19 protein-coding genes and 1 pseudogene are annotated in these 20,333 nt (G+C 47.5%); 12 read left to right on the top strand and 8 right to left on the bottom strand.

What is annotated here, in order from left to right:
* Positions 1–206: 206 nt before the first annotated feature.
* The 6 genes from JWG39_RS14895 to JWG39_RS14870 form a co-directional block, all read right to left on the bottom strand.
* Positions 207–842, bottom strand: coding sequence for a hypothetical protein (locus tag JWG39_RS14895; RefSeq protein WP_205220235.1), 636 nt, complete (start codon positions 840–842; stop codon positions 207–209).
* Positions 843–1,105: 263 nt separating this feature from the next.
* Positions 1,106–1,774, bottom strand: a complete 669-nt coding sequence (locus JWG39_RS14890) for a uracil-DNA glycosylase family protein (RefSeq protein WP_205220234.1) — start codon at positions 1,772–1,774, stop codon at positions 1,106–1,108.
* Between the two features lie 84 nt (positions 1,775–1,858).
* A complete protein-coding gene (locus tag JWG39_RS14885) occupies positions 1,859–3,670 on the bottom strand; it encodes a hypothetical protein (protein ID WP_205220233.1) in 1,812 nt (603 codons plus the stop codon).
* An 813-nt stretch (positions 3,671–4,483) separates the two neighbouring features.
* Complete coding sequence (locus tag JWG39_RS14880) at positions 4,484–5,194, bottom strand: 4'-phosphopantetheinyl transferase family protein (RefSeq protein ID WP_205220232.1); 711 nt, start codon at positions 5,192–5,194, stop codon at positions 4,484–4,486.
* Entirely contained in the window at positions 5,191–6,102 is a 912-nt protein-coding gene (locus JWG39_RS14875; RefSeq protein WP_205220231.1) for an RluA family pseudouridine synthase, read from the bottom strand. Before JWG39_RS14875 ends, JWG39_RS14880 begins: the two co-directional genes overlap by 4 nt.
* 70 nt (positions 6,103–6,172) lie before the next feature.
* The gene (locus JWG39_RS14870) at positions 6,173–6,937 is read right to left on the bottom strand and encodes a sulfite exporter TauE/SafE family protein (protein ID WP_205220230.1); all 765 of its coding nucleotides are present in this window, start codon (positions 6,935–6,937) and stop codon (positions 6,173–6,175) included.
* Positions 6,938–7,128: 191 nt separating this feature from the next.
* On the opposite strand from JWG39_RS14870, the gene JWG39_RS14865 reads away from it, so the two are divergent.
* Positions 7,129–7,470, top strand: a complete 342-nt coding sequence (locus JWG39_RS14865) for a hypothetical protein (protein WP_205220229.1) — start codon at positions 7,129–7,131, stop codon at positions 7,468–7,470.
* 75 nt (positions 7,471–7,545) lie between these two features.
* Here the strand turns inward: JWG39_RS14865 and mnmL are convergent, their stop codons facing one another.
* Positions 7,546–9,426 carry a tRNA modification radical SAM protein MnmL/YtqA gene (gene mnmL, locus JWG39_RS14860; protein ID WP_205220227.1) on the bottom strand — a complete coding sequence of 627 codons (1,881 nt, stop codon included), beginning with the start codon at positions 9,424–9,426 and terminating at the stop codon, positions 7,546–7,548.
* Between the two features lie 120 nt (positions 9,427–9,546).
* Here mnmL and JWG39_RS14855 point away from each other — a divergent pair, with 120 nt between their 5' ends.
* The 9 genes and pseudogenes from JWG39_RS14855 to JWG39_RS14815 form a co-directional block, all read left to right on the top strand.
* Positions 9,547–10,347 (top strand): transporter substrate-binding domain-containing protein, encoded by an 801-nt coding sequence (locus JWG39_RS14855; protein WP_205220226.1) that lies wholly within the window; start codon positions 9,547–9,549, stop codon positions 10,345–10,347.
* Between the two features lie 11 nt (positions 10,348–10,358).
* Positions 10,359–11,321 (top strand): amino acid ABC transporter permease, encoded by a 963-nt coding sequence (locus JWG39_RS14850; RefSeq protein ID WP_369130642.1) that lies wholly within the window; start codon positions 10,359–10,361, stop codon positions 11,319–11,321.
* Positions 11,314–12,048, top strand: a complete 735-nt coding sequence (locus JWG39_RS14845) for an ATP-binding cassette domain-containing protein (RefSeq protein ID WP_205220224.1) — start codon at positions 11,314–11,316, stop codon at positions 12,046–12,048. The genes JWG39_RS14850 and JWG39_RS14845 overlap by 8 nt, the downstream gene beginning before the upstream one ends.
* Positions 12,049–12,112: 64 nt before the next feature.
* Positions 12,113–13,177, top strand: coding sequence for a BMP family ABC transporter substrate-binding protein (locus JWG39_RS14840; protein WP_205220223.1), 1,065 nt, complete (start codon positions 12,113–12,115; stop codon positions 13,175–13,177).
* Between the two features lie 211 nt (positions 13,178–13,388).
* Positions 13,389–14,456: an ABC transporter permease gene (locus JWG39_RS14835; RefSeq protein ID WP_205220222.1), complete on the top strand. Its 1,068-nt coding sequence runs from the start codon at positions 13,389–13,391 to the stop codon at positions 14,454–14,456.
* The gene (locus JWG39_RS14830; protein ID WP_205220221.1) at positions 14,453–15,373 is read left to right on the top strand and encodes an ABC transporter permease; all 921 of its coding nucleotides are present in this window, start codon (positions 14,453–14,455) and stop codon (positions 15,371–15,373) included. The genes JWG39_RS14835 and JWG39_RS14830 overlap by 4 nt, the downstream gene beginning before the upstream one ends.
* A gap of 645 nt (positions 15,374–16,018) precedes the next feature.
* Positions 16,019–17,356, top strand: a complete 1,338-nt coding sequence (locus tag JWG39_RS14825) for an AAA family ATPase (protein ID WP_205220220.1) — start codon at positions 16,019–16,021, stop codon at positions 17,354–17,356.
* A complete protein-coding gene (locus JWG39_RS14820; protein ID WP_205220219.1) occupies positions 17,349–17,933 on the top strand; it encodes an RloB family protein in 585 nt (194 codons plus the stop codon). The genes JWG39_RS14825 and JWG39_RS14820 overlap by 8 nt, the downstream gene beginning before the upstream one ends.
* Before the next feature lie 39 nt (positions 17,934–17,972).
* Positions 17,973–18,363, top strand: a pseudogene (locus JWG39_RS14815) (BREX-1 system phosphatase PglZ type A); the annotation flags it as partial.
* A 164-nt stretch (positions 18,364–18,527) separates the two neighbouring features.
* Here the strand turns inward: JWG39_RS14815 and JWG39_RS14810 are convergent.
* Positions 18,528–19,010 (bottom strand): hypothetical protein, encoded by a 483-nt coding sequence (locus JWG39_RS14810; protein WP_205220217.1) that lies wholly within the window; start codon positions 19,008–19,010, stop codon positions 18,528–18,530.
* A gap of 269 nt (positions 19,011–19,279) precedes the next feature.
* Between JWG39_RS14810 and JWG39_RS14805 the strand changes: the two genes are divergently transcribed.
* Positions 19,280–19,558 carry a PqqD family protein gene (locus tag JWG39_RS14805; RefSeq protein WP_205220216.1) on the top strand — a complete coding sequence of 93 codons (279 nt, stop codon included), beginning with the start codon at positions 19,280–19,282 and terminating at the stop codon, positions 19,556–19,558.
* Positions 19,548–20,165: a hypothetical protein gene (locus tag JWG39_RS14800; protein WP_205220215.1), complete on the top strand. Its 618-nt coding sequence runs from the start codon at positions 19,548–19,550 to the stop codon at positions 20,163–20,165. Before JWG39_RS14805 ends, JWG39_RS14800 begins: the two co-directional genes overlap by 11 nt.
* Positions 20,166–20,333: the final 168 nt, after the last annotated feature.

The raw sequence follows: 20,333 nt of genomic DNA, 5'->3' as shown, positions 1-20,333 counted from the left end.
CTTGATGATGCCCATGGCGTGGGAGATGAGCATCAAAAAGCTCTACCACACCCATTCGTTTGAGAAGGCCAATCAGCAGGACAAAATCATCAATTCTTTCGGTTAAAACTTTTGGTATAGTAGTCATCTCGGCAGTTAATCAAAAAAAAGAATAAATTGAAATAATTTTACGCGAATGGTGAGTTATAGCTTGAATAATCCGATTTTTATTCCTTTAAAGTAATTAAGTATAAGAAATCTTGAGCAATGTTCTTCGAGTTGAATTGTTTTGTTGATATTTTTTGGTTATAATATCTGCCTGAAACATTGTGTTTACATTCTTTGTAAGAAGCGGACACATGTGATGTGAAAGAGCACTGTACACAAATAGATCTTTGATTAAATCCTACTGCACAAACCCAATGATCTTTAATTTCCGTTTTGTTCAAATCGCTTTTGATACTCTTTTTTTCTGTATAGCAAAGAATGACAACAGAGTTTGTAAAGTCTACATTTAACAATTCAATGAGTGAAATTTTTTCTACGTTTATTTTTAATTTACTCTCACGTGCAAACAAGTTTACAGCCTTTTCTACATAAGCATCTGTTGATTCAACCTCATTCTCATTCTCATTCTCATTATCATTCTTTTTAAAACAGGATGGACTACCATGTCCATTAAGTATTTCTACGGGAGAATTTAGATTCTTCACAATTTTTTCCCATACATTCTTTTTGTCTTTAGCAAAGTCACTTGATGAAAAGGCTTTACTAACCAAGGTTTTATAAGCATTCATTAATGCATACAGTAAACATGCTCCATCAAATACACCTTGTGTGAGGACTTTGGGTTTTTGATTCATCTGTATAGCTCCATTATTATAAAGTTTTTGATACTAAGGTATCGTTTCCTTAACTATTATTTTATTATTACCGTTTCGCTTTCCAAATAGCGTTTAACCAAATGCCTTTAATGACAGGTTACTTTTTGGAGGGGGATTTTCTATAATCCGATTCCTGTTTCTTAAAAGTGAAGGGATATGCTTTTATTGCTTTTGATTTGTAACGCCGTGCTCTGCGGCGGATTTTGAGCGAAGCGAAAAATGCGTCCGACAGCAGCACCTTGTTAGGTATTGCTCGCTATCACTCTCTGTATCATTTTTGATGGGTCAGTATCTGGTGCAGTCCAATCGGCAATACTAGGATGAGCAGCCACTATGACCTTGATGCCATCTTTATTCATAAAAGCCTGACTTTTCCATCTTCTATTGTTTGTTTCAACAAACTCATCAATTAATTTATTTGCTCCTAGCTTCTTTTTTAGGTATTGCCCTGCAGTTTTACCAAAACATAGAATTGCCTTTGGCTTTAACTCACTTATTACAGAAGAATGAAATGGCCAGCATTGCTCGATTAAATCGGATGCCTCATCGCTAATATTACTTTCCCGCTGTGATCGCACAAAAATAACATTGCTAGAGGGTACTTCACCCGGATCAAGATTTAGGTTTTTAAGTAAGTGGAGAACTCTTGGTTGTATCTTCCAAGTTCCCGGCTCTGCTCCTTGCCAAGATTCATCTCTATAGGCAGACCAATTTTTTGATTCATTCTCCAAGATATGCCGAATGCTCAGTTTTATAGTTTCATCAGATTGCTCTTCAGGAGAACCTCCAGGATTTAAACCCAATATGTAGAGGTCTTTATTCCCGCTAAAAGCATCCACGCCTGAATAAAAAACAGAGCCTGATTTGTCCTTCAGGCTCGAAGGGATTTTTTCTATGAATTTCTCAATCATCTCTAATACGTCTCCGCCTAACGTTAAGTTAACCGGCGAGCTCGCGAGTCCGAGGGAGCGTAGCGAGCGGTGTTAAACGCCTGGTTATGTGTTTTTTATCTTTTTCCAGAGAGTTGAATTCTTTTTAATAGGTTGAGCAAATTTCAATCCTATTTCACCTTCCGAAACTGTCTTAGTAGAGACATTATCTTTTTGTATATCTTCTATTGTGTTCTTGCTAAATTTTCCATTTTTCTGAACATATATTTCTTCTCCAACGGTAAGATTAGTATCACTAATGTTCACAATACATATTTCACCATTATGAAATAATTCTTTTGGTTCATCAATAAAGACCAAGTCTCTTGGTGAAAAATCAACAATCCCAAACTCCAAAATGTTTTCTCTGGCTTGTTTTTTATCAATTATTGCATTTTCAATATCAAAGTATAAATCAAACAACTGCCAAGTTGATAAAAGTCCTCGTTCATCATTAATCGCATCTTGAATTTGATTATCAGTAAATGGTGGGTTTTGCCTAGTTGATGGTGGTAAATATCTCTGGTGATTTACAATATACAAAGCATAAACATCAAATTTATTTCTTTCTTTACAACGTCTATGTTTAATTTTTGAAATCTGACTACAGTTTGCATCTGTTGAAGTACCTCCAATTCCTTTACATTCGACTATAAGCAAACCATTATATAGTTCGATTTGAATATCTTCTTCCAAAATGTCTGAATCTGCATATTTTTTGTCGCAGTTCAAAACATTTTCAAACCCTAACCATTCAAGAAACTCAATCAAAGCCTCAACCAAATCATCTCCAGTTTCAGTTATAATGCTATGGAGAAAGGAATATTTCGACAGATTTTCTGAAATCTCGACTTCTTTATTATCAATACGTATTTTAAATTCGTTTTCGATTTCTTTCTTTTCAAAAAGTAATGTTTCGTGCTTAGGCAACCAGTATTCTTTATTATTCTTCCAATTAAATGTAGATGAAAAAGGAAATATATCTGGAGTTATTTCTGGTGCTATATTTAACAGAAAAGTATTTAGGAATTCGGCTTTTCTTTTAATTTGAGGAAAATAAAAAGAAACAGATTTGTTAATAAACATACAATATGAGACAATGTCGTCACTAGCGTTTTTAATTAACGGTACAAAGTCAGGATTTGGTTTTGATTTAGAATCTCCCCATATATGAGGGTGATGAAATGTTTGGTTATAAACAGTTTCATCGATATGAGCGTTGATTAAATTTCTTAAATCTTCTCTGATTTCACACGCGGACATTTCTGTTCCATACTTTGAATTAGCTAAGTAAGCGTTTTCTGAGAAAGAGTAAATGTTATGCTCTTCAGTTCCTTGCCTTCGAGTATCATATTCTGATAAAAGGATAGTTTCATACTCGACTGTGTAAGAACTTGTAGTAAAAACTATGAGAATGTAAGGGCGATTTCCTATTTTTTTTATATGTCCTCCCAATATTTGACTACAGAGAGGTCTGGGGTCAAAGACAGTCTCGGGGTAACTACTTAGAAGTGAAAGTGCATTTTTGCCAGTATGATTTTTTCTGACATGGTTCTCTGCACTATATTCATCAACTTTATAATTTTCTAGATCAAGGATTATTATGTCATACTCATGAAGATTTGGAGGGAAATCATAATTTAGCAAAACTTGATGATTCTTTGTTCTGCCTGTATTAGGTACCTTTATTTTGTTACCAAGGGTGCCTGAATAAACATTGAACCTAGCGTTTTTTAAACTAGTTATAGTGTCATCTACAATATCGAGACAACATATCCTTGGTTTAATATTTACTTCGACTTCCTCTTCTGAGGATTCTATTCTCTTATCTTCTTCCACATCGTTATCATCTGCTTCTTTTTTACTGAAGATTTTCATAATTGTTGGTTTGAAATTATCTATCGAGTTGGATGAGTCCTATTGTTCTCATAACAGTGGGTTAACTGGAAAAAGTCCATAATATAACCCTATATCTGGACTGTTTTTCCACTATATTTTGTATTAAAGGCGAAAAATGGAAAATCATGTCCAGTTATTACTTTTATCTTCCATTTTTTTTCCATACAATCTGATATTATCACTGTTCTGATGGAAAACAAGCCAAAATTCACTCCCAACCCTCAGCTCAAACTGAGGGATGAAATGCGTGAGCCCCTGAGATACTCTCATTACGCACGCTCAACAGAAAAAACATCTTGCCAGCCCTATGTCTCAGGATAGTTTTCGCTTCAAAAATTCAGTATAAATCCAAGGGTGAAGTGAGATCGAAAAACAAAGATCGAATGCGCCCGGAAATTCTTCGACGAAATTAACAGCAAGAGTAATCCAGACAATGTGAAATATGAGGGAGTTAACAGCTTCGGCAAGTGGATGGGCATTGTTTTGGCGATTACGAATGGATAAACAGGCGAAAAAAGATAAAGACAAAAAGACAAAAAGGGAGAAAGGAGGCAGGAAAAAGCAGGGCAACAAAACCTGATGATGCCCGTTGTGGAATGAGACTGTTTCAAGGTGCTCTTGTGAAAGACGGAACAACAAAAGATTTTTTTATCAACGAAAAAATGCTCTAATACCATTCCCACTTTGTATTGACTGATTCAAAGGCAGGTGAGACAGACGCCCAAATTGGGCGTCTCTACGAAGATCTTTTGCTTTTTCCCGTCTCCCTTCTCCCTTTTTCCCCCCCGTATTTCAAAGCAGAGAGGAGAGAAGCTCCTTTCTGTCCTTTTGTGTTATCGAAATGGTGGGGGCCTGGAGGGTGGTGGCGAGAGCGAGAGCGTAGCCTGCGGGCTGGCAAAGGCTGAGGAAGTGCCAGTTGTCGCGGTGCAGCAGGCCGTCCTTCTGTGGTTCAAGAAGGGCACATTCCAGCGAGGAAAACGGGGTGCGCAGGCCGGTGCCGGTGGCCTTCACCCACGCCTCCTTCAGGGTCCACGCCCGGTAGAAGAAGTCACGTGCGGGTTCTTTGCCGATTTGGTTCAGTTTTTGCCAGTGGTTCAGTTCCTCTTTACTGAAGACCTGTTGCGCCAGCTCTTTTTCGTAATGGCGGGGGCGGATTTTTTCAATATCGCAGCCCACCTCCGCGACCTGCGCAACGGCGAGGGCGGTGAAACCATGGCAGTGGGAGAGGCTGAAGTAGAGCGGGATGCGTTTGCCGTCGACCTCCCAGAAGGGGCGGCCGAGGACATCAGGTATGGCCTCGGCATGGTGCAGGGCCTCGGGGGCGAAGTGGTACAGCGCGGCGCGCAGCAGCAGACGTGAGTGGAGCAGCTCCGCGCGTTTCAGCGGACGGGTGAAGCGCTGGTGGCGGAGCAGCTCGGCGGGGCTGAGCAGGTGGAGAGGCAGTTCCGCCTCTTCGTCAATGGGCAGCAGCCAGAGACAGATCTCCTGCGGCGCGGGTTTCATCGCTGCTGTTCGGGGGAAGAGGGCAACAGGGCGGCCAAGTCGGCGGGAAGTGGCACCTCGAAACGCAACTCTTCATGGCTGACGGGATGATGCAGTTCCAGCCGCGAGGAGTGGAGAAGCGGGCGGGTGAACTGCTGTCCGGCGGCGCTCATTTTGCCGCCGTAAAAACTGTCGCCGAGCAGGGGATGATTCTGTTCGCTGAGGTGGGCGCGGATCTGGTGACTGCGTCCGGTTTCAAGGTGGATACGGAGCAGGCTGAAACTTCCCCCTTCCGGCTCTGCAATTTCCTGTATCAGTTCGTAGTGAGTGATGGCCTCCTTTCCTCCGCTTTCCACTGAGATGGTGCGTTTGTTGCGGCGAACGATCTGGGTGTGGATGGTTCCGGAGGCTGGCTCCGGTTTGCCGTCAACAAGGGCGAGATAGGTGCGCTGCAGGGCGTGTTCTGCTGCCTGCTGTGCCAGATTTTTGTGAGCCATCTCGTGGATGGAGAAGGTGAGCAGGCCGGTGGTGCTGACGTCAAGGCGCTGATGCATGCCGATGGAGGGTTTATGTATGCCCTGTTGCCGCAGGTGGTGTTCCAGCGCTTCGAAGAGGGTTCCCTTCAGGCGCGCGGGAGTAGGCTGGGTGAGTACACCCGCAGGTTTGTTGATGACGATGAGGTTGGAGTCCTCAAAAACAATATGCTCCTCAGAGAGACGGAAGGGGGTAAGGGGGTGGTCGTCGAGGAAGAGCTCAACTTTCTGACCTGCACGAAGCGGGCAGCTGAGCCGGCGCACCCGCCGGCCGTCTACATGGGCACCGCCGAAATCTATAATTTTACGTATTTTCCCACGGGAGAGGCCGCTGGCTGTGGCAAGGAAGATATCAAGGCGGGGGGCGGCTTTTTCAAGCTGGAATTGCTGCATCATAGTAATCAGAAAACCGAAGGGTAAAAGTTTATGGGAACATGAACGAAATACAAGGTTTTTCGAGGTCCACTTATATAAGAGAAACTGTAAATTGAACAACAAGGAGCAGCGCCAGCAGGAACAGGAGTCCCCGCAGGAGCCGTCGATAGGTTGTATCGTTAAAGTACTGCCGAATATGCATGCCGAGAAAGAGCGCTCCTCCTGCGGCGAGAAAAACCACTGTGCCGAGGGAGAGCATGTCTGCGTGAATTTTTCCATTCACGAAGAAGAGAACACTCTGCACAATCTTTCCGAAGAGAAAGCAGAGATTGGCCGCCTGCACTGTCTCAGCTTTACTGTGGCCGGATTCGAGGGAATACATGATGAGCACTGGAGCCATCACATTGGTGAGTCCGCCGAGCACTCCGGCACACAGGCCGAAGACCACCTTTGCCAGCTGCGGATGTTCTGTTGTCAGGTGTATCCGTATATCAATCTTATCAAGCCCGAGGTAGACGAAGATCGCCGCAGCAAGAAAAAGCTTGAAGATGTCACTGTTGCTGTGGAGCAGCAGCTGCGTGCCGAGGGCACTGCCTGTCATCGCCAGCAGAGCGAGGGGGAGAAAGTTCCGTAACGCTTCTCGGAAATGCCCTTCGCTGACAATGCTCACCAGGTTGATCGCCAGGGTGGGGATCAGGGTGAGGGCAATGGCCGTCTGCAGATCAAAAAAGAGCGCGAACAACGGCGTTGCCACCATCGGGAAACCAAAACCGATGGTGCCGTGAACCATCGCGGCAAAGAAGGCCGAAAAAATAATTATAACAAAAAAGGAAAGGTTCGGCTGTATGAACATCATCTCGTGTTCCTCCTGTGCCTCGAATACCTGCAGAAAAAAGCACTAAACTCTGAAAGAGAGGGTATTTCAAGAGTCAGGAGGGAGGAGAATACAGAAATTTGAGAGATTTCCTTTCCAGAATCTCAAGGTTGTTTATAGTCTGAGAAATGTGGTCGTACAAGTAACCTGTAAAACAGCAAAGGAGATTTCCCATGAAACAGACAGCACTTATTCTTGGCGCAGTGGCCCTGCTTACTCTCGCCGGGTGTACTCAGGAAACCCAGAACAAGATTGGCCGTTCCATTCAAAACTGGACGGGCACGAACGGCATGCTCGAAGTCTATTCCGGTGGCAAGCTGATGAAGCGCATTATGAAAATTGACAAAATCTCCACCGCCACAGAAACGGGTGGCGCTAGTTCCCGTGCGTATCGCTACGGCTACGGCAAGCTTGATGCCAACTTGAACGGGCAGATTGATTCCGATGAGAAGAGAGTTTATTTCGAGTTTAGTGACTACTCGACGCAGTATCTCTTCTATTCTGATCCCGAATAATGCACCCGTAAGACAGTCCTGATCGGTACGTTGTTTATGACGGCGACACTCTTTGTAAGTGTCGCCGTCTTTTTTTCAGCTGTTCTTCATCTCTTTCCGCCGCAAAATCTCTCCCTCCCGTGCCCGTAGAATCTCTTTGCAGGTACGTACCCCGTTCGGGTCGCGATAGGGTACCCCGCGCAGGGTTCCCATGAGAAAGAGATCCCTCTCTGGCAGTGCGCCCACTGTTTCCCCCCCCGGCAGTACCGCGAGGGTCCCGCCCCGGTCCCGGCCGAAGGCACTTGTCTCTCCCACCGTAAAGCCCGCTTCGGTCAGTCCGGAGCGTACCGGAATTGCCGCGCTGTAGGTGAGCAGGGCACCGTCGGTGGTGAGCAGCGGGTGGAGGCGGCGGAAGAAGTCCACTGTCCACAGTTCACTGTTTTTCTGGGTGGAAAAGGCGTCGAGCCAGATGAGATGGAAAAGTGACTTCTGCACCCTGGGAAGGATGGCGGTGTGGCGGGCATCGCCCCAGAGGGTGGTGATGGAAATTTTTCCGCGTTGCCAGAATCCATTCTGCAGCAGTTCCTCCAACACCTTGTTCCACTCCAGCACCTTTGAGATTCCGCTCAGCTCTGCCGCCGCCCGGCGCACGACCGTTTTGTCCATTTCCAGTGCAGTTATCTCCAGTTCTCCCCCCACAGCCAGCGCCGTTTCGCAGGCGAGCAATGAGTTGTAGCCCAGACCGAAGCAGATATCGAGCAGACGTACCGGTCCTGCCGCCAGCCGCTCGCGCAACCTCCCCGGCACAACATATTTCAGCTCCGCCTCCGAGCGTGCTCCGGCGAGGGTGTGGTAGTGCTCCTTCACCTGGGAGTTGTAGAAGGTTGGGGAGCCGTCGTCGGTGATGACTCTGTCGCCACCGTTCTCAAGGGTAATGGTCTCTGGACTGGCGGTGCGCAGTGCAGATCCCTGAGCCACGCCCCGGGCCGCCATCTGCCGTGCCAGTGCTTTGTTGAACTGCCCCTTGGTCATGCTCCAGCGGGGGGCGAGGAGCTGCTCGTCCGGGGTATCGGTGGTCAGGCGCAGCAGGGGAATATGGGCGGGAATCTGTGGCAGGATGGCGAGCAGTTCCTCAATATAGTCATACTCGCTGAGCAGGGGAAAGGGCTCCGCCTGCCATTGACGCGCCAGATCGGTGTTGGTTATGACGTGCAGGTTGTGCAGCTTGAGGGCGGTAATCGGCAGAGCGGCAAGCAGGGAAACAGTGCGCAGCCAGTCGGCGCGGTTTTCACCGGGCAGGCCGATGATGAGGTGGACGGTCACTGAGATCCCCGCCGCAGCAAGACGCGTGATGGCGTCCCGGCTGCAGTTCCAGTCGTGGCCGCGATGAACGCTGCGCAAGGTGTCGTCATTAGCAGTCTGCACGCCAAGCTCGGCGGAGATGTCGAATTTGCCCTCCTGCTGAAGTTCCGCAAGCCACTCTACCACCTGTGGCGGCAGGCAGTCCGGGCGAACGCCGAAGGCGATGGCGCGAAACTCCTGCGCGGCGGTGATGCGGGCCACCAGCGCACGCAGTTCCCTGCGGTTGCGGAACGTGGTGGTAAAGGCCTGAAGGTAGGCCATAAAGGCGGTGGCGTGGTAACGGCGGCGGGCAAAACGTACCCCGCGCGTAATCTGCTCTTCAAGGCTGACGGCATCGCCGAGCTGTACTGCGCGGGCGCCGTCCGGGGGACAGAATGTGCAGCCGCCGGAGCCGTCGTGCCGGCGGTGGGGGCAGGTGAAGCCGGCGTCGAGAGGTACACGGTGCAGCACTTCGCCATAGCGGCGCTGGAGGTAGTCTTTGTAGTGGCAGTACATGGTTTTTCCCTGGATTTTTTTTGCGGTCTGCAGGCAGGGTACCTCAATCGGGCGGGGGGTGATATATTTTTTCGCAAAAGGGTTTGACTCTCTGTTGCTCCACTCTTCTTTTTCCTCCATTTCGTTGACCGTTGAAGGATAGAACTCCCTTGAATTTTCAAGAAAAAACTGGTATTGGGAGGAGTTTAACGTCAATCAATTCAGATTGGCAATCCAAACAATTTTGTACGAGGAGATGTAATGAAAAAATTGACTGCGCTGTTCGCAGCTCTCGTCATGAGCCTGGCCTTCATCAGCTCTGCTGCAGCCCTGGATACACTTTCTGCTGTTCAAAAACGGGGCGTGCTGCGGGTAGGAACTGCATCTGGTTATATGCCTTTTGAGATGAAGGATACCAAAGGGGAAATCATCGGTTTTGATATGGATATTGCCAAACGCATGGCAAAGGCGATGGACGTGAAACTGAAGGTCGTCAATATTGATTTCGATGGTCTTATCGCCGGACTGCTTACGGACAAGTTTGACATCATTATTGCAGGGATGACTCTCACCAATAAACGAAATCTCCGCTTCAACTTCCCTGATCCCTATATCTGGATCGGCCAGAGCGCTCTTATCAACAAGAAAAATGCCGATACCATCAAAAGCTATCAGGATCTTAATGATCCCAAATATACTGTTGCTTCCACCATTGGCACTACCGGTGAGTTTACCGCACGGAAACTGCTGAAGAAAGCCAAATATGTCGCCTACGAGACTCAGCAGGAAGGGGTTATGGAAGTGATGAACGGCAAGGTTGACGCCTTTTGCTACGATATGCCTTACAATGCGGTTGCCATGCAAAAGATGGGCAGTGACAAGCTGGTTCACCTCGACAAACAGGTGACTCAGGAGCCTGTATCCTTTGCTATTCGTCGCGACGACCCCAACTTTCTCAACTGGTGCAACAACTTTGTTCTCGTCATCAAAAACAATGGCGTATATGACAAGATTTACAAGAAGTGGTTTGAAAGCAATGACTGGTTGAAAGAACTTCAATAAGACGGGAAAGTATCTTGAAATATCAACAACACGGCTGGTTCTGGCGGCTCCTGCTGGTGGTCATCCTGCTCGCAGGGGCTGGCCAGATGTGGTATGCGGTGAACAAGGTGGAGTATCAGTGGGGGTGGAAAAATATTCCCCGCTACTTCTTCTATCAGGCGGATACTGCCGTAAAAGCACCCTTTGACAGTATCGTTACGGCAGTAAATGCAGAGGGCGATTCTGCTGCGGTGCTTCTTACCTCGGAAAGTGGCGAGAAGGTGTCTCTCACCGTGGATATGAAGGATCTGCGGGTGAAGGCGGGCGAAGAGCTTTTCGACGATGACACTGTAGGCTACCTCCACCAGTGGAAAACGGGGATGCTGATGAAGGGCCTGTGGGTGACCCTCTGGATCTCGGCGGTCTCTTCGGTGATGGCGTTGATTATCGGCATGATGGCCGGGCTCTGCCGGCTGTCGAGTAATTTCACCCTGCGCGGACTGGCCGGTTTTTATATTGAGGTGATCCGCGGCACACCGCTCCTGGTGCAGATCTATATTGCCTACTTCCTCATTGGTACCGTCTATAACCTCAACCGCGAAATCTGCGGAATTGGGGCGCTGTCGCTCTTTGCCGGAGCCTATGTGGCGGAAATTATCCGTGCGGGTATCCAGGCAATCCCCAAAGGACAGGCAGAAGCAGCGCGCTCCCTTGGCATGAATTCTTTTCAGACGATGAAGGATGTCATTCTGCCACAGGCATTCAAAAAAATTCTGCCGCCGCTGGCCGGGCAGTTTATCAGTCTGATCAAGGACTCTTCTCTGGTTTCTATTATCAGTATTATTGACCTTACCAAAGCCGGTCGCGATATTGCCAGTTCCACCTTTGCCACCTTCGAAGTATGGATCACGGTTGCGGCGATGTATTTCATCGTCACCACCTTGCTGTCGCAGCTTGTCTATTACATGGAGCGGAGGTTTCGGATTAGTGATTAAAACAGAGAATGTCATCAAAATTTTTCATACCAGAAGCGGAGAAGTACGCGCCGTGGACGGGGTAAGTCTCCATGTGAAATCGGGCGAGGTTGTGGTTATTGTCGGGCCGTCGGGTTCGGGGAAATCCACCTTTCTGCGTTGTCTTAACGGACTCGAGAATTTCTCCAACGGTCATATCCGTATTGACGGCCGGGATCTTGCCGATCGCCACGTCAATATAAATAAAATCCGCGCTGAAGTGGGAATGGTCTTCCAGCAGTTCAACCTCTTTCCCCATAAGACGGTGCAGGAAAATCTCACCCTTGCCCAGTACCGCGTGCGCCACCGCTCAAAGAAGGAAGCCGTGAGCAAGGCGGAGGCGCTGCTGAAGAAGGTTGGCATTCATGCCAAGGTGGATGAATATCCCAACCGCCTCTCCGGCGGACAGCAGCAGCGGGTGGCAATTGCCCGCGCGCTGGCCATGGACCCGAAAGTAATGCTTTTTGACGAACCCACCTCGGCCCTCGACCCGGAGATGGTCGGCGAGGTGCTTGATGTTATGAAACAGCTTGCCCGCGAGGGGATGACCATGGTGGTTGTTACCCACGAAATGGGTTTCGCCCGTGAGGTTGCTGACCGGGTGATTTTTATGGATGAAGGGAAGATTGTCGAGGAGGGAACTCCGGAACATTTCTTCACCGCACCGCGGGAGGAGAGGGCAAAACTCTTCCTCAAGCAGGTACTGTAGGGTACCGCCGTTTACTCAAGGTACTTTCAAGAGAGAAGTCCACCAGTACAACTTTGGAGAAAATATGAAACTGAAACGTCTCATCATCACTCTTGCAGCGCTTGTCCTTGCCATCCCGGCGGTTTCTTTTGCCGCAAAAGAGGTGAAGGTCGGTTTTATCTATATCTCGCCCGTTGGCGACGCCGGTTATTCTTATGCGCATAATGAAGGGCGCAAAGCGCTGGAGCAGATGGAGGGGGTGACCACCTCTTTTGTGGAGGCGGTGCCGGAAGGGCCAGACTCGGAGCGGGTGGCCTTGAATATGGCGCGCAAAGGCTACGATGTGATTTTTGGCACCAGCTTTGGTTATATGGATCCGATGCTCAAGGTGGCGAAAAAATTCCCGAAGGTTGTCTTTCTGCACTGCTCCGGTTACAAGACAGCACAAAACATGGGGAACTACTTTGGCCGTATCTATCAGAGTCGTTATCTCACCGGGGTTGTGGCCGGTTCGATGACGACGTCAAACATTCTTGGCTATGTGGCGGCGATGCCCATTCCCGAGGTTATCCGTGGTATCAACGCCTTTACCCTTGGGGCTCAGTCAGTGAACCCGAAGGTACAGGTACGGGTGGTGTGGACCAACACCTGGTATGACCCTGCAACGGAGAAGGAAGCTGCCAAATCACTGCTTGATGTAGGGGCCGATGTGCTTGCTCAGCATCAGGATTCCCCCGGTCCGCAGGAGGCCGCTGAAGAGGCTGGCGTCTATTCTGTCGGCTACAATACCAATATGCAGTCCTTTGCACCCAAAGCCCACCTCACCTCGGCGGTGTGGAACTGGGCACCCTATTACACGAAGGCTGTGAAAGAGGTTCAGGACGGAACGTGGAAACCGGAGTCTGTGTGGCTTGGCATGGAGACCGGCGTGGTAGATATCTCCCCGTATGGTGATATGGTTCCACAGGCGGTACGCGAAAATGTCGACAATCTCAAACAGCAGATTATGGACGGCGGTCTGAAAATTTTCACTGGACCGATTTTTGATCAGCAGGGGAAAGAGAGGGTTGCCGCCGGTCAGGTTGCCACTGACGACCAGCTGCTTAATATGAACTGGTTTGTCAAAGGGGTAACTGGTACGTTGAAGTAATTAAAATTTCTTTCCGCTTCGTCGAGCCAGGAGAAAACTTTCTCCTGGCCCGCGAATGTGATTGAAATTGATTGAAATCTCAAAATATGTGCACCGCCTGTAAAGGTTCAGCGAATTTTCTACAAAGCTGTTTCACCGGGGCTGAAGTCCCGAATCATCCTTTGCCGTCGGACTGCCTTTCCAACAGCCCGGCAACACCAAAGACGCCTTTATGCAGTTGCAAATTCTCAAACGAACGCGACGGATCTCCTTCCAGGGAGCCGTCGCTGTTTTCGTTTCAGCCATTCTCCTTTCTCTATTCTTCAGCGGGGTTCTGCTGAGCCTCGGCGGTACCCCGCCCCTTGCTGGATTCACCACCCTTTTTCAGGGAGGTTTCGGCTCCCGCTGGGCGCTGGAGGACAGTGTGCTCAAGGCGATTCCCATCTTTCTCTGTTCCCTCGGGGTGGCAGTGGCTTTTCGCCTCAAGGTGTGGAACATTGGTGCGGAGGGGCAGTATGCCCTCGGGGCGATAGGTGCCACCGGTGTGGCCATCGCTTTCCCGGACTGGCCTTCCTGGGCTGTGCTGCCGCTGATGGCCTTGTCTGCCGCCTGTGCTGGCGGTATCTGGGGACTTATTCCGGCGCTGCTGCGCCAGAAGATGCACACCAATGAGATCATTGTTACCCTGATGTTTAACTATATCGCGGTCTATCTGCTGCAATATCTCGTACTCGGTGTTTGGCGCGATCCTAACAGCCACGGCTTTGCCGTCAGTGCCACCTTCAGCGATGCCGCCATCATCGGGCCGCTTTCTGGCGCGACCTCCATCCACTGGGGCCTGGTTCACTGTATAGTTCTTGGTATCCTCCTGCTGCTCTTTTTCCGCTATACCCGCATTGGCTATGAGATCAGGGCCGCAGGAGAGAATATGAATGCCGCCCGCTATGCTGGAATTCGGGTGGATTTTCTCGTCTGTCTCGTGATAGCGATCAGCGGCGGCCTGGCCGGATGGGCCGGGTTTGTGGAGGTATCGGCGACGGTCAACCAGCTGCAGCCCGCCATGCTTGTGGGCTATGGCTACACCGCCATCGTGGTGGCGTGGCTGGCCCGGCTCAATCCGGCTGGCATTGCGGTGGCCTCATTCCTCCTTGCAGGACTGCGTGTAGGGGTGGAAAGTCTGCAGCTTGATCTGCAGGTTCCGGCGGATTTCGGCGACATCCTTGAGGGTTCCATTCTTCTTATGGTGCTCGCGGCAGGGCTTTTCCTTGAATATCGCATTGTGCGAAAGGGGCGGACATGAATTTTGACATCCTTATCCCGCTGCTGGCGGCCACCGTACTGAGCGGTACACCGGTACTCTACGCCACCCTTGGAGAGATTATCACTGAGAAGTCCGGGGTGCTTAATCTCGGGGTGGAAGGTGTGATGATGGTTGGAGCGTTCTCTGCCTTTTTTGTTGCTGCCGCGACCGGCAGCCCATGGCTTGCCTTTGTTGCGGCGGGTGTGGTCGGGATGCTGGCGGTTTCACTGCACGGGGTGGTTTGTCTCTGGTTTCAGGGAAATCAGGTGGTCTCGGGACTGGCACTGACTCTTCTCGGCAGTGGTCTTGCCAACTATCTTGGTACTCCGTATGTCGGAACGAAAGCACCCGGTTTCTCGGCAGTGGCACTGCCGGGACTCTCCCGTATTCCGGCTCTCGGGGAGATTTTCTTCAACCACGATCCGCTGGTCTATCTAAGCTATCTTCTGCCGCCGATACTGTGGTTTTTCTTTCATCGTACCGGGATTGGCCTCGGGTTGCGCGCCGTCGGAGAGAATCCCGCAGCGGCACGGGCTGCCGGACTCAACGTACAGCGTTTGCGCTGGATCGGCATTCTTGTCGGCGGTTTTTTTATGGGACTGGGCGGGGCCTGTCTGTCGCTGGCCTATACCCATTTGTGGACGAGTTCACTCTCCGGCGGACGCGGGTGGATCGCTGTAGCACTCGTGATCTTTGCCTTCTGGCGGCCGGGGCGGGCAGTCTTTGGTGCGTGGCTTTTTGGCGGGGTAATGGCGTTGCAGCTTCGCCTGCAGGCCTCGGGTGCGCAGGTCTCCTCCTCCCTGCTTTTGATGCTGCCCTATGCTTTAACGGTGATTGTCCTCGTCTTCTCCTCCGCATGGCGCAAGAGCGATGCGGCTCCAGCAGCGCTTGGCGTTAATGTGGAGCCGGGGGAGTAAGGTGGACATCGAATAATCGCCCATCTCCTTTGTTACAGGCAAAAATATGAACCGTCAATTGGTTCGTGTCAGGTTGCATCAGTCTTTCGCCCATCTTCTTCGTTACAGTCAAAAATTTATCCTCGCAGGTAAGCGCCAGACTCCGATATCAAACATATAGCTCCGGTAAATTTTCTCCTGTGCCTTGAATATGAACGAAATACAAGATTATTCAAGGAACCCTAAAATCATTGTTGATACCCTTAGGTCAGCAGAGCCAGTCCCGCCACAACGCTAATGCTAAAAGACCAAAAAGTTTCAAAAGTTACTTTTACGGTTGTTTTAATAACGTTAGTTATCACAGGCATACCCCCCATTGGGTACACTTTGGATAAGCCCAAACATGTTAATTTTACGATACAAATAAGTAGTAAACCTTTTAGTCCTAATGCTGAATTTGCGATCAAGCTCTGTGTCCCAGCTTCCGCTGACCTAAGGGTAACAACCTTATATTACAATAAATTGAGTTGTTTTTCAATACCTGCAGGTGATACTATCGAGATAAATACGGTTTTAAGAGAAAAAATCTCTTGAATTATGGTAATTTTTAACTTATTGTCATATTGCATAGGTTTTTAAAGAGAAATTATCTCCAAAGGGGGCATTATGCTAGTTTCATTTGCAGTAGAAAACTTCTTGTCTTTCAAAGAAAAAGTATTGTTTTCCATGGTCGCCAGCCGTGAAAAGCAACACATTGATAGAATCCCCAAAATCAAAGGATATACCCGCCTCCTGCCTGTAGCAGCGATTTATGGTGGAAATGCGTCTGGCAAGACGAATTTTTTTCAGGCCATCAACTTTGCTCGAAATGTTGTCGTTTTTGGGAGTCAGCCGGACTCTCGTATTCCTGTAGAGCCCTTTAAATTAGATAAATCATGCAAAACAGCTCCTTCCACCTTTACCTTTGAGTTCTTTGCTGGAAACAAGTGTTATGAATATGGGTTCTCTGTAACGACACAAAAAGTTGTAAAAGAGTGGTTAGTTGAAATTTTAAAAACCACAGAAAAAGAAATGTATACACGGGAGGGAAACTCCATAACTTTTGGGGCTTCCTTAAAGAAAAACGAAAAAATGAAGTTTCTTTTTCAGGGAACCCGAGATAATCAGCTTTTTTTGACCAATGCCATTAGCCAGAAAGATGAGAGGTTTAAGCCACTATACCTCTGGTTTAGAGATGTATTAGTACCTATTGCTCCAGATTCCAGATTTGAGCCATTTGATCAGTTTCTCAAACAGGATACCCCACTCGCTGAATATATTACTGATGCCCTTGTGGGTATGGATACAGGTATCAGCAAATTAGGTGGAGAAGAGGTGAATTTTGATAATCTTGCTGCTCCTCCAGAACTGTTGCAAAAAATAAAAGAGGATCTTCTCGATAATATGACATTTCGCCTTCGGTTAGATCCGATTGGAGATCGATATGTCATCACCAGAAAAGATGGGGAGATACAAGCAAAGAAGCTAGTGAGTTATCATACCGATAGTGATCAAAACGAGATAAAATTTGAACTTAAAGATGAATCAGATGGTACCTTGAGGATGATCGATCTGCTCCCGGCATTCAACGCAATCTCTCAACCAGGGGTCAACAAAATTTACATCATTGATGAACTGGACAGAAGCTTACATACTCTTTTGACCAGGCAATTATTAGAAAGCTATCTTTCTGGTTGCAGTGAGGAGAGTAGATCTCAACTACTCTTTACCACCCACGATGCATTACTTATGGATCAAGGCCTGTTACGTAGAGACGAAATGTGGGTTGCAGAAAGGGATCAAGATGGGAGCTCTGACCTGATAGCATTCAGCGAATATAAGGAAATCAGAAACGATAAAGATATTCGAAAAAGCTATTTACAGGGACGACTTGGTGGGGTCCCTAAAATTCTTTTTAAAGGTTCTTCGAGGAAAACAAACAGAGAGGACTTTGTTAATGGCTAAGAAGAGACGGTCATTTGGCCGCAGAGCCCCTGTCAGGTCTTATCGGAAAAGGTTTGTTATCGCTACGGAAGGACAGGAGACAGAACCTCAGTATTTTTCAATGTTCAATAGTAAACATTCAACGGTCCAGGTCATCCTTTTAAAAAGCAAACGCAAGACCTCTCCTGGTCATGTATTGACTCGATTGAAAAAAGAAGATATTGGAAAGAAAGATCACGCCTGGATAGTAATTGATCGTGATACCTGGGAAGAGGCAGAGTTGGATCAAGTGTACAATGGTTGTAAAGATAAGGGTTATAAAATGGCATTAAGTAATCCGATGTTTGAATATTGGTTATTACTCCACTTTGAAGATGGTAATGGCATTAATGCTGGCAATGTCAAAACTCGATTAAAAACTCATCTTCCTGCCTTTACCAAGAGTCATGTTGAAGTGCATAAAATCAAACCAGGTATTGATGATGCAATTAGCCGTGCAGAGAGAAAAAATAACCCTCCTTGTGAAAAATGGCCTCTGACAACAGGCACTACTGTTTATCGTCTGGTAAAAGAACTTCAGGCAGCGGCAAGTGAATAAAATACACACTTTGAAATAGTGTGAAAAAGCACAGGAAAAATGGCTAATATACAAGATCCGCTCAAGAAGCTCTTTACCAAACATCGAATTGTCTTCTGGTATGGCACAGAAAAAGAATTACGAACTGACTTTGAAATGCTTGAGATTCCCAGTATCAATAAGATCGAGCTGGTAAATAACGAGTTCAATATAAAGCATCGCATCCTTCGTGAAGAGCCTGATCATAAATTTCTTCTGTATCATGAAGGGCCACAACCAGGAGATCTTGATAATTGGCTTCTGGACGTGCTGCTCTCACGGAGAATTTCGTACAGACCAGGCATCTATTTTCTTGAGTGAATTATCGCCAGGACCGGAATTTGCTGATCTTGTACGAGAACATCTTTCTTTTTTTCAAGTAGCAAAACGGATAGATGATCTAAAGGCTCTATAGTCCCTGGCTGGTGAAGCGATAGCTGGATGAGTACAATAAGTGCAACAGCGTTCTATGAAAAAGAGTGAGCTGCCGGTATGGTTACGTCACCACAACTTAACCGGAGGTTACCATGCACAAATGTACAAGTCCTTGCTACCAACAGATCACTCTTTTTCATATCACGTTGATGACCAACTGCAGCTTGCAGAACCATCAGCTCCCTCGACAGTTGTTGTCACGTTGACTCTGGTAATTGGTTGATCGACAGTAATAGTTATATCGGCAGAGAACGTACCATCAGCTGCAGTAGTTGTGTGCGCAGTTTCAGCAGACCCTTCATCACCAACAGGTGTAGCAACTATAGTTGCTGGCAAGTTTTGGGTTGCCGGGCTGACAGAGCCGCTGACATTCACAGTAATGCTGGCATTATAAACATTACCTGTCCACCCCCCTATAAAATCGGCTATGTAAACAAAGCACTCACCGAGTGCTATTCCACTGGTAGCGGCATGCGCAGGTAAGAATACTGATTCAATATACGGTGTACCCCATTTGGCAGGGAGCAGGTTGTAAGCTGCAATCGCGGTAACACCGCCGACGATGGTCTTTACAGCTTTTCTACGTCCTGCATTTTCAATCTGTGTTTCTTTATTCTTTTCCATGTTTTTTCTCCAGAAAGATTATATACTTTATCAGTATTAATACATCCTCTCAATCATCAAATAAACTAACTGAATGATTGAGAGAAATCAAGAATATTTCAGATTGTATAAATCTCCGGAGACGTCTGCACAAAGGTGTTTTTCTTCAGCTGAAAATATTTTTTCTACATCTATTGGCTTTAGTGCTCAGAATTATGTTCTCCTATAGAAAAAAGAGTGCATTTCTGCAATAATGGCAAATTATACTTTAAAACGAACCGGGGATAGTCATGGATGATACATTACCAGTAGTGAATGCAGAGTACACAATTGAAAAGTTTGACGGTGAAATTCTCCTCTATGCAGAATCCCAGACACAGGCAGTGTATCTTAACGATGAAGCACATGCCGTGTGGAGCCTCTGTAAAGAAGGTCTGACTGTTGGTCAGATTATTGAATACCTGGAGCAGGTATATCCTGACCAGAAAGAGCAGATCCGAGGCGATGTGACTACTGCTCTGGAGACGCTCCACAAAAATGGTGTTATTGAGTTTGCAGATGAAGAATAATCATCAAGTTTACCGTACCGGATTTGCTGGTCAGGCATTTGAAATAAGCTGTAACAATGATGATGCGTATGCCATTGTAGAGTTTCTGTTTCTCGATTTTCCAGGTACCAGGAAAGCAGTAACGACAATACAGTATGATATTATCTCTTCCGGGTCTAAACCAATGTTGTCCCTGTGGCAGGGAGATAAGCGGCTCTATTTCGGCGAATTACGGTATCAGCTTGCCTACATTCTGATGAATGAGGTCATCTTTCACTGTATCAACACGAATGACAGCCATCATGCTCTGCATGCCGGTTGTGTCAGCAAAGGGGACAGATGCGTCATTCTGCCGGGACAGAGTGGCAATGGCAAAAGTACCTTGACCAGCTGGCTGGTGATGCACGGTTTTCAGTATCTGACAGATGAGCTGGTATTTCTGAAAAATGACGGTTCGATATTGCCGCTGACACGGCCGATCAGTCTCAAGGTCGGAGCGTCCCATCCTTCGTGGTTGCTGGCGGATGAAAATGGAGGCATTATTATCAGCAATTCTGGTTCTATCTTATATTTCGCACTTTGTGAAAATATTATTCCTAATACCCCCAGATGCTCTCGGCATGGTTAGGTCAGGACTCTCTTTTTTTTCCAGCAATTCTGAAATGCTGGTCTACTTGCAGAAACTAACCGTATTCTTCCATCTCACTTCGTCCTTGGATTTATGATGATTTTTTGAAGCGAAAACTATCCTGATACATAGGGTTACTAAAGGCTAAGAAAAGTTTACGAAGACAAT

Source organism: Desulforhopalus vacuolatus (assembly GCF_016918505.1).
GTDB lineage: Bacteria > Desulfobacterota > Desulfobulbia > Desulfobulbales > Desulfocapsaceae > Desulforhopalus > Desulforhopalus vacuolatus.
This window is presented reverse-complemented; position numbering and strand designations above follow the sequence as displayed.

What these genes read in the sequence shown, in the direction of transcription:
- JWG39_RS14805 (WP_205220216.1), top strand. Translation starts at nt 19,280, where the DNA reads ATGGATGATACATTACCAGTAGTGAATGCAGAGTACACAATTGAAAAG.
- JWG39_RS14820 (WP_205220219.1), top strand. Translation starts at nt 17,349, where the DNA reads ATGGCTAAGAAGAGACGGTCATTTGGCCGCAGAGCCCCTGTCAGGTCT.
- JWG39_RS14825 (WP_205220220.1), top strand. Translation starts at nt 16,019, where the DNA reads ATGCTAGTTTCATTTGCAGTAGAAAACTTCTTGTCTTTCAAAGAAAAA.
- JWG39_RS14855 (WP_205220226.1), top strand. Translation starts at nt 9,547, where the DNA reads ATGAAAAAATTGACTGCGCTGTTCGCAGCTCTCGTCATGAGCCTGGCC.
- JWG39_RS14885 (WP_205220233.1), bottom strand. Translation starts at nt 3,670, where the DNA reads ATGAAAATCTTCAGTAAAAAAGAAGCAGATGATAACGATGTGGAAGAA.
- JWG39_RS14830 (WP_205220221.1), top strand. Translation starts at nt 14,453, where the DNA reads ATGAATTTTGACATCCTTATCCCGCTGCTGGCGGCCACCGTACTGAGC.
- JWG39_RS14875 (WP_205220231.1), bottom strand. Translation starts at nt 6,102, where the DNA reads ATGATGCAGCAATTCCAGCTTGAAAAAGCCGCCCCCCGCCTTGATATC.
- JWG39_RS14895 (WP_205220235.1), bottom strand. Translation starts at nt 842, where the DNA reads ATGAATCAAAAACCCAAAGTCCTCACACAAGGTGTATTTGATGGAGCA.
- JWG39_RS14870 (WP_205220230.1), bottom strand. Translation starts at nt 6,937, where the DNA reads ATGATGTTCATACAGCCGAACCTTTCCTTTTTTGTTATAATTATTTTT.
- JWG39_RS14890 (WP_205220234.1), bottom strand. Translation starts at nt 1,774, where the DNA reads ATGATTGAGAAATTCATAGAAAAAATCCCTTCGAGCCTGAAGGACAAA.
- JWG39_RS14835 (WP_205220222.1), top strand. Translation starts at nt 13,389, where the DNA reads ATGCAGTTGCAAATTCTCAAACGAACGCGACGGATCTCCTTCCAGGGA.
- JWG39_RS14840 (WP_205220223.1), top strand. Translation starts at nt 12,113, where the DNA reads ATGAAACTGAAACGTCTCATCATCACTCTTGCAGCGCTTGTCCTTGCC.
- mnmL (WP_205220227.1), bottom strand. Translation starts at nt 9,426, where the DNA reads ATGGAGGAAAAAGAAGAGTGGAGCAACAGAGAGTCAAACCCTTTTGCG.
- JWG39_RS14880 (WP_205220232.1), bottom strand. Translation starts at nt 5,194, where the DNA reads ATGAAACCCGCGCCGCAGGAGATCTGTCTCTGGCTGCTGCCCATTGAC.
- JWG39_RS14865 (WP_205220229.1), top strand. Translation starts at nt 7,129, where the DNA reads ATGAAACAGACAGCACTTATTCTTGGCGCAGTGGCCCTGCTTACTCTC.
- JWG39_RS14800 (WP_205220215.1), top strand. Translation starts at nt 19,548, where the DNA reads ATGAAGAATAATCATCAAGTTTACCGTACCGGATTTGCTGGTCAGGCA.
- JWG39_RS14810 (WP_205220217.1), bottom strand. Translation starts at nt 19,010, where the DNA reads ATGGAAAAGAATAAAGAAACACAGATTGAAAATGCAGGACGTAGAAAA.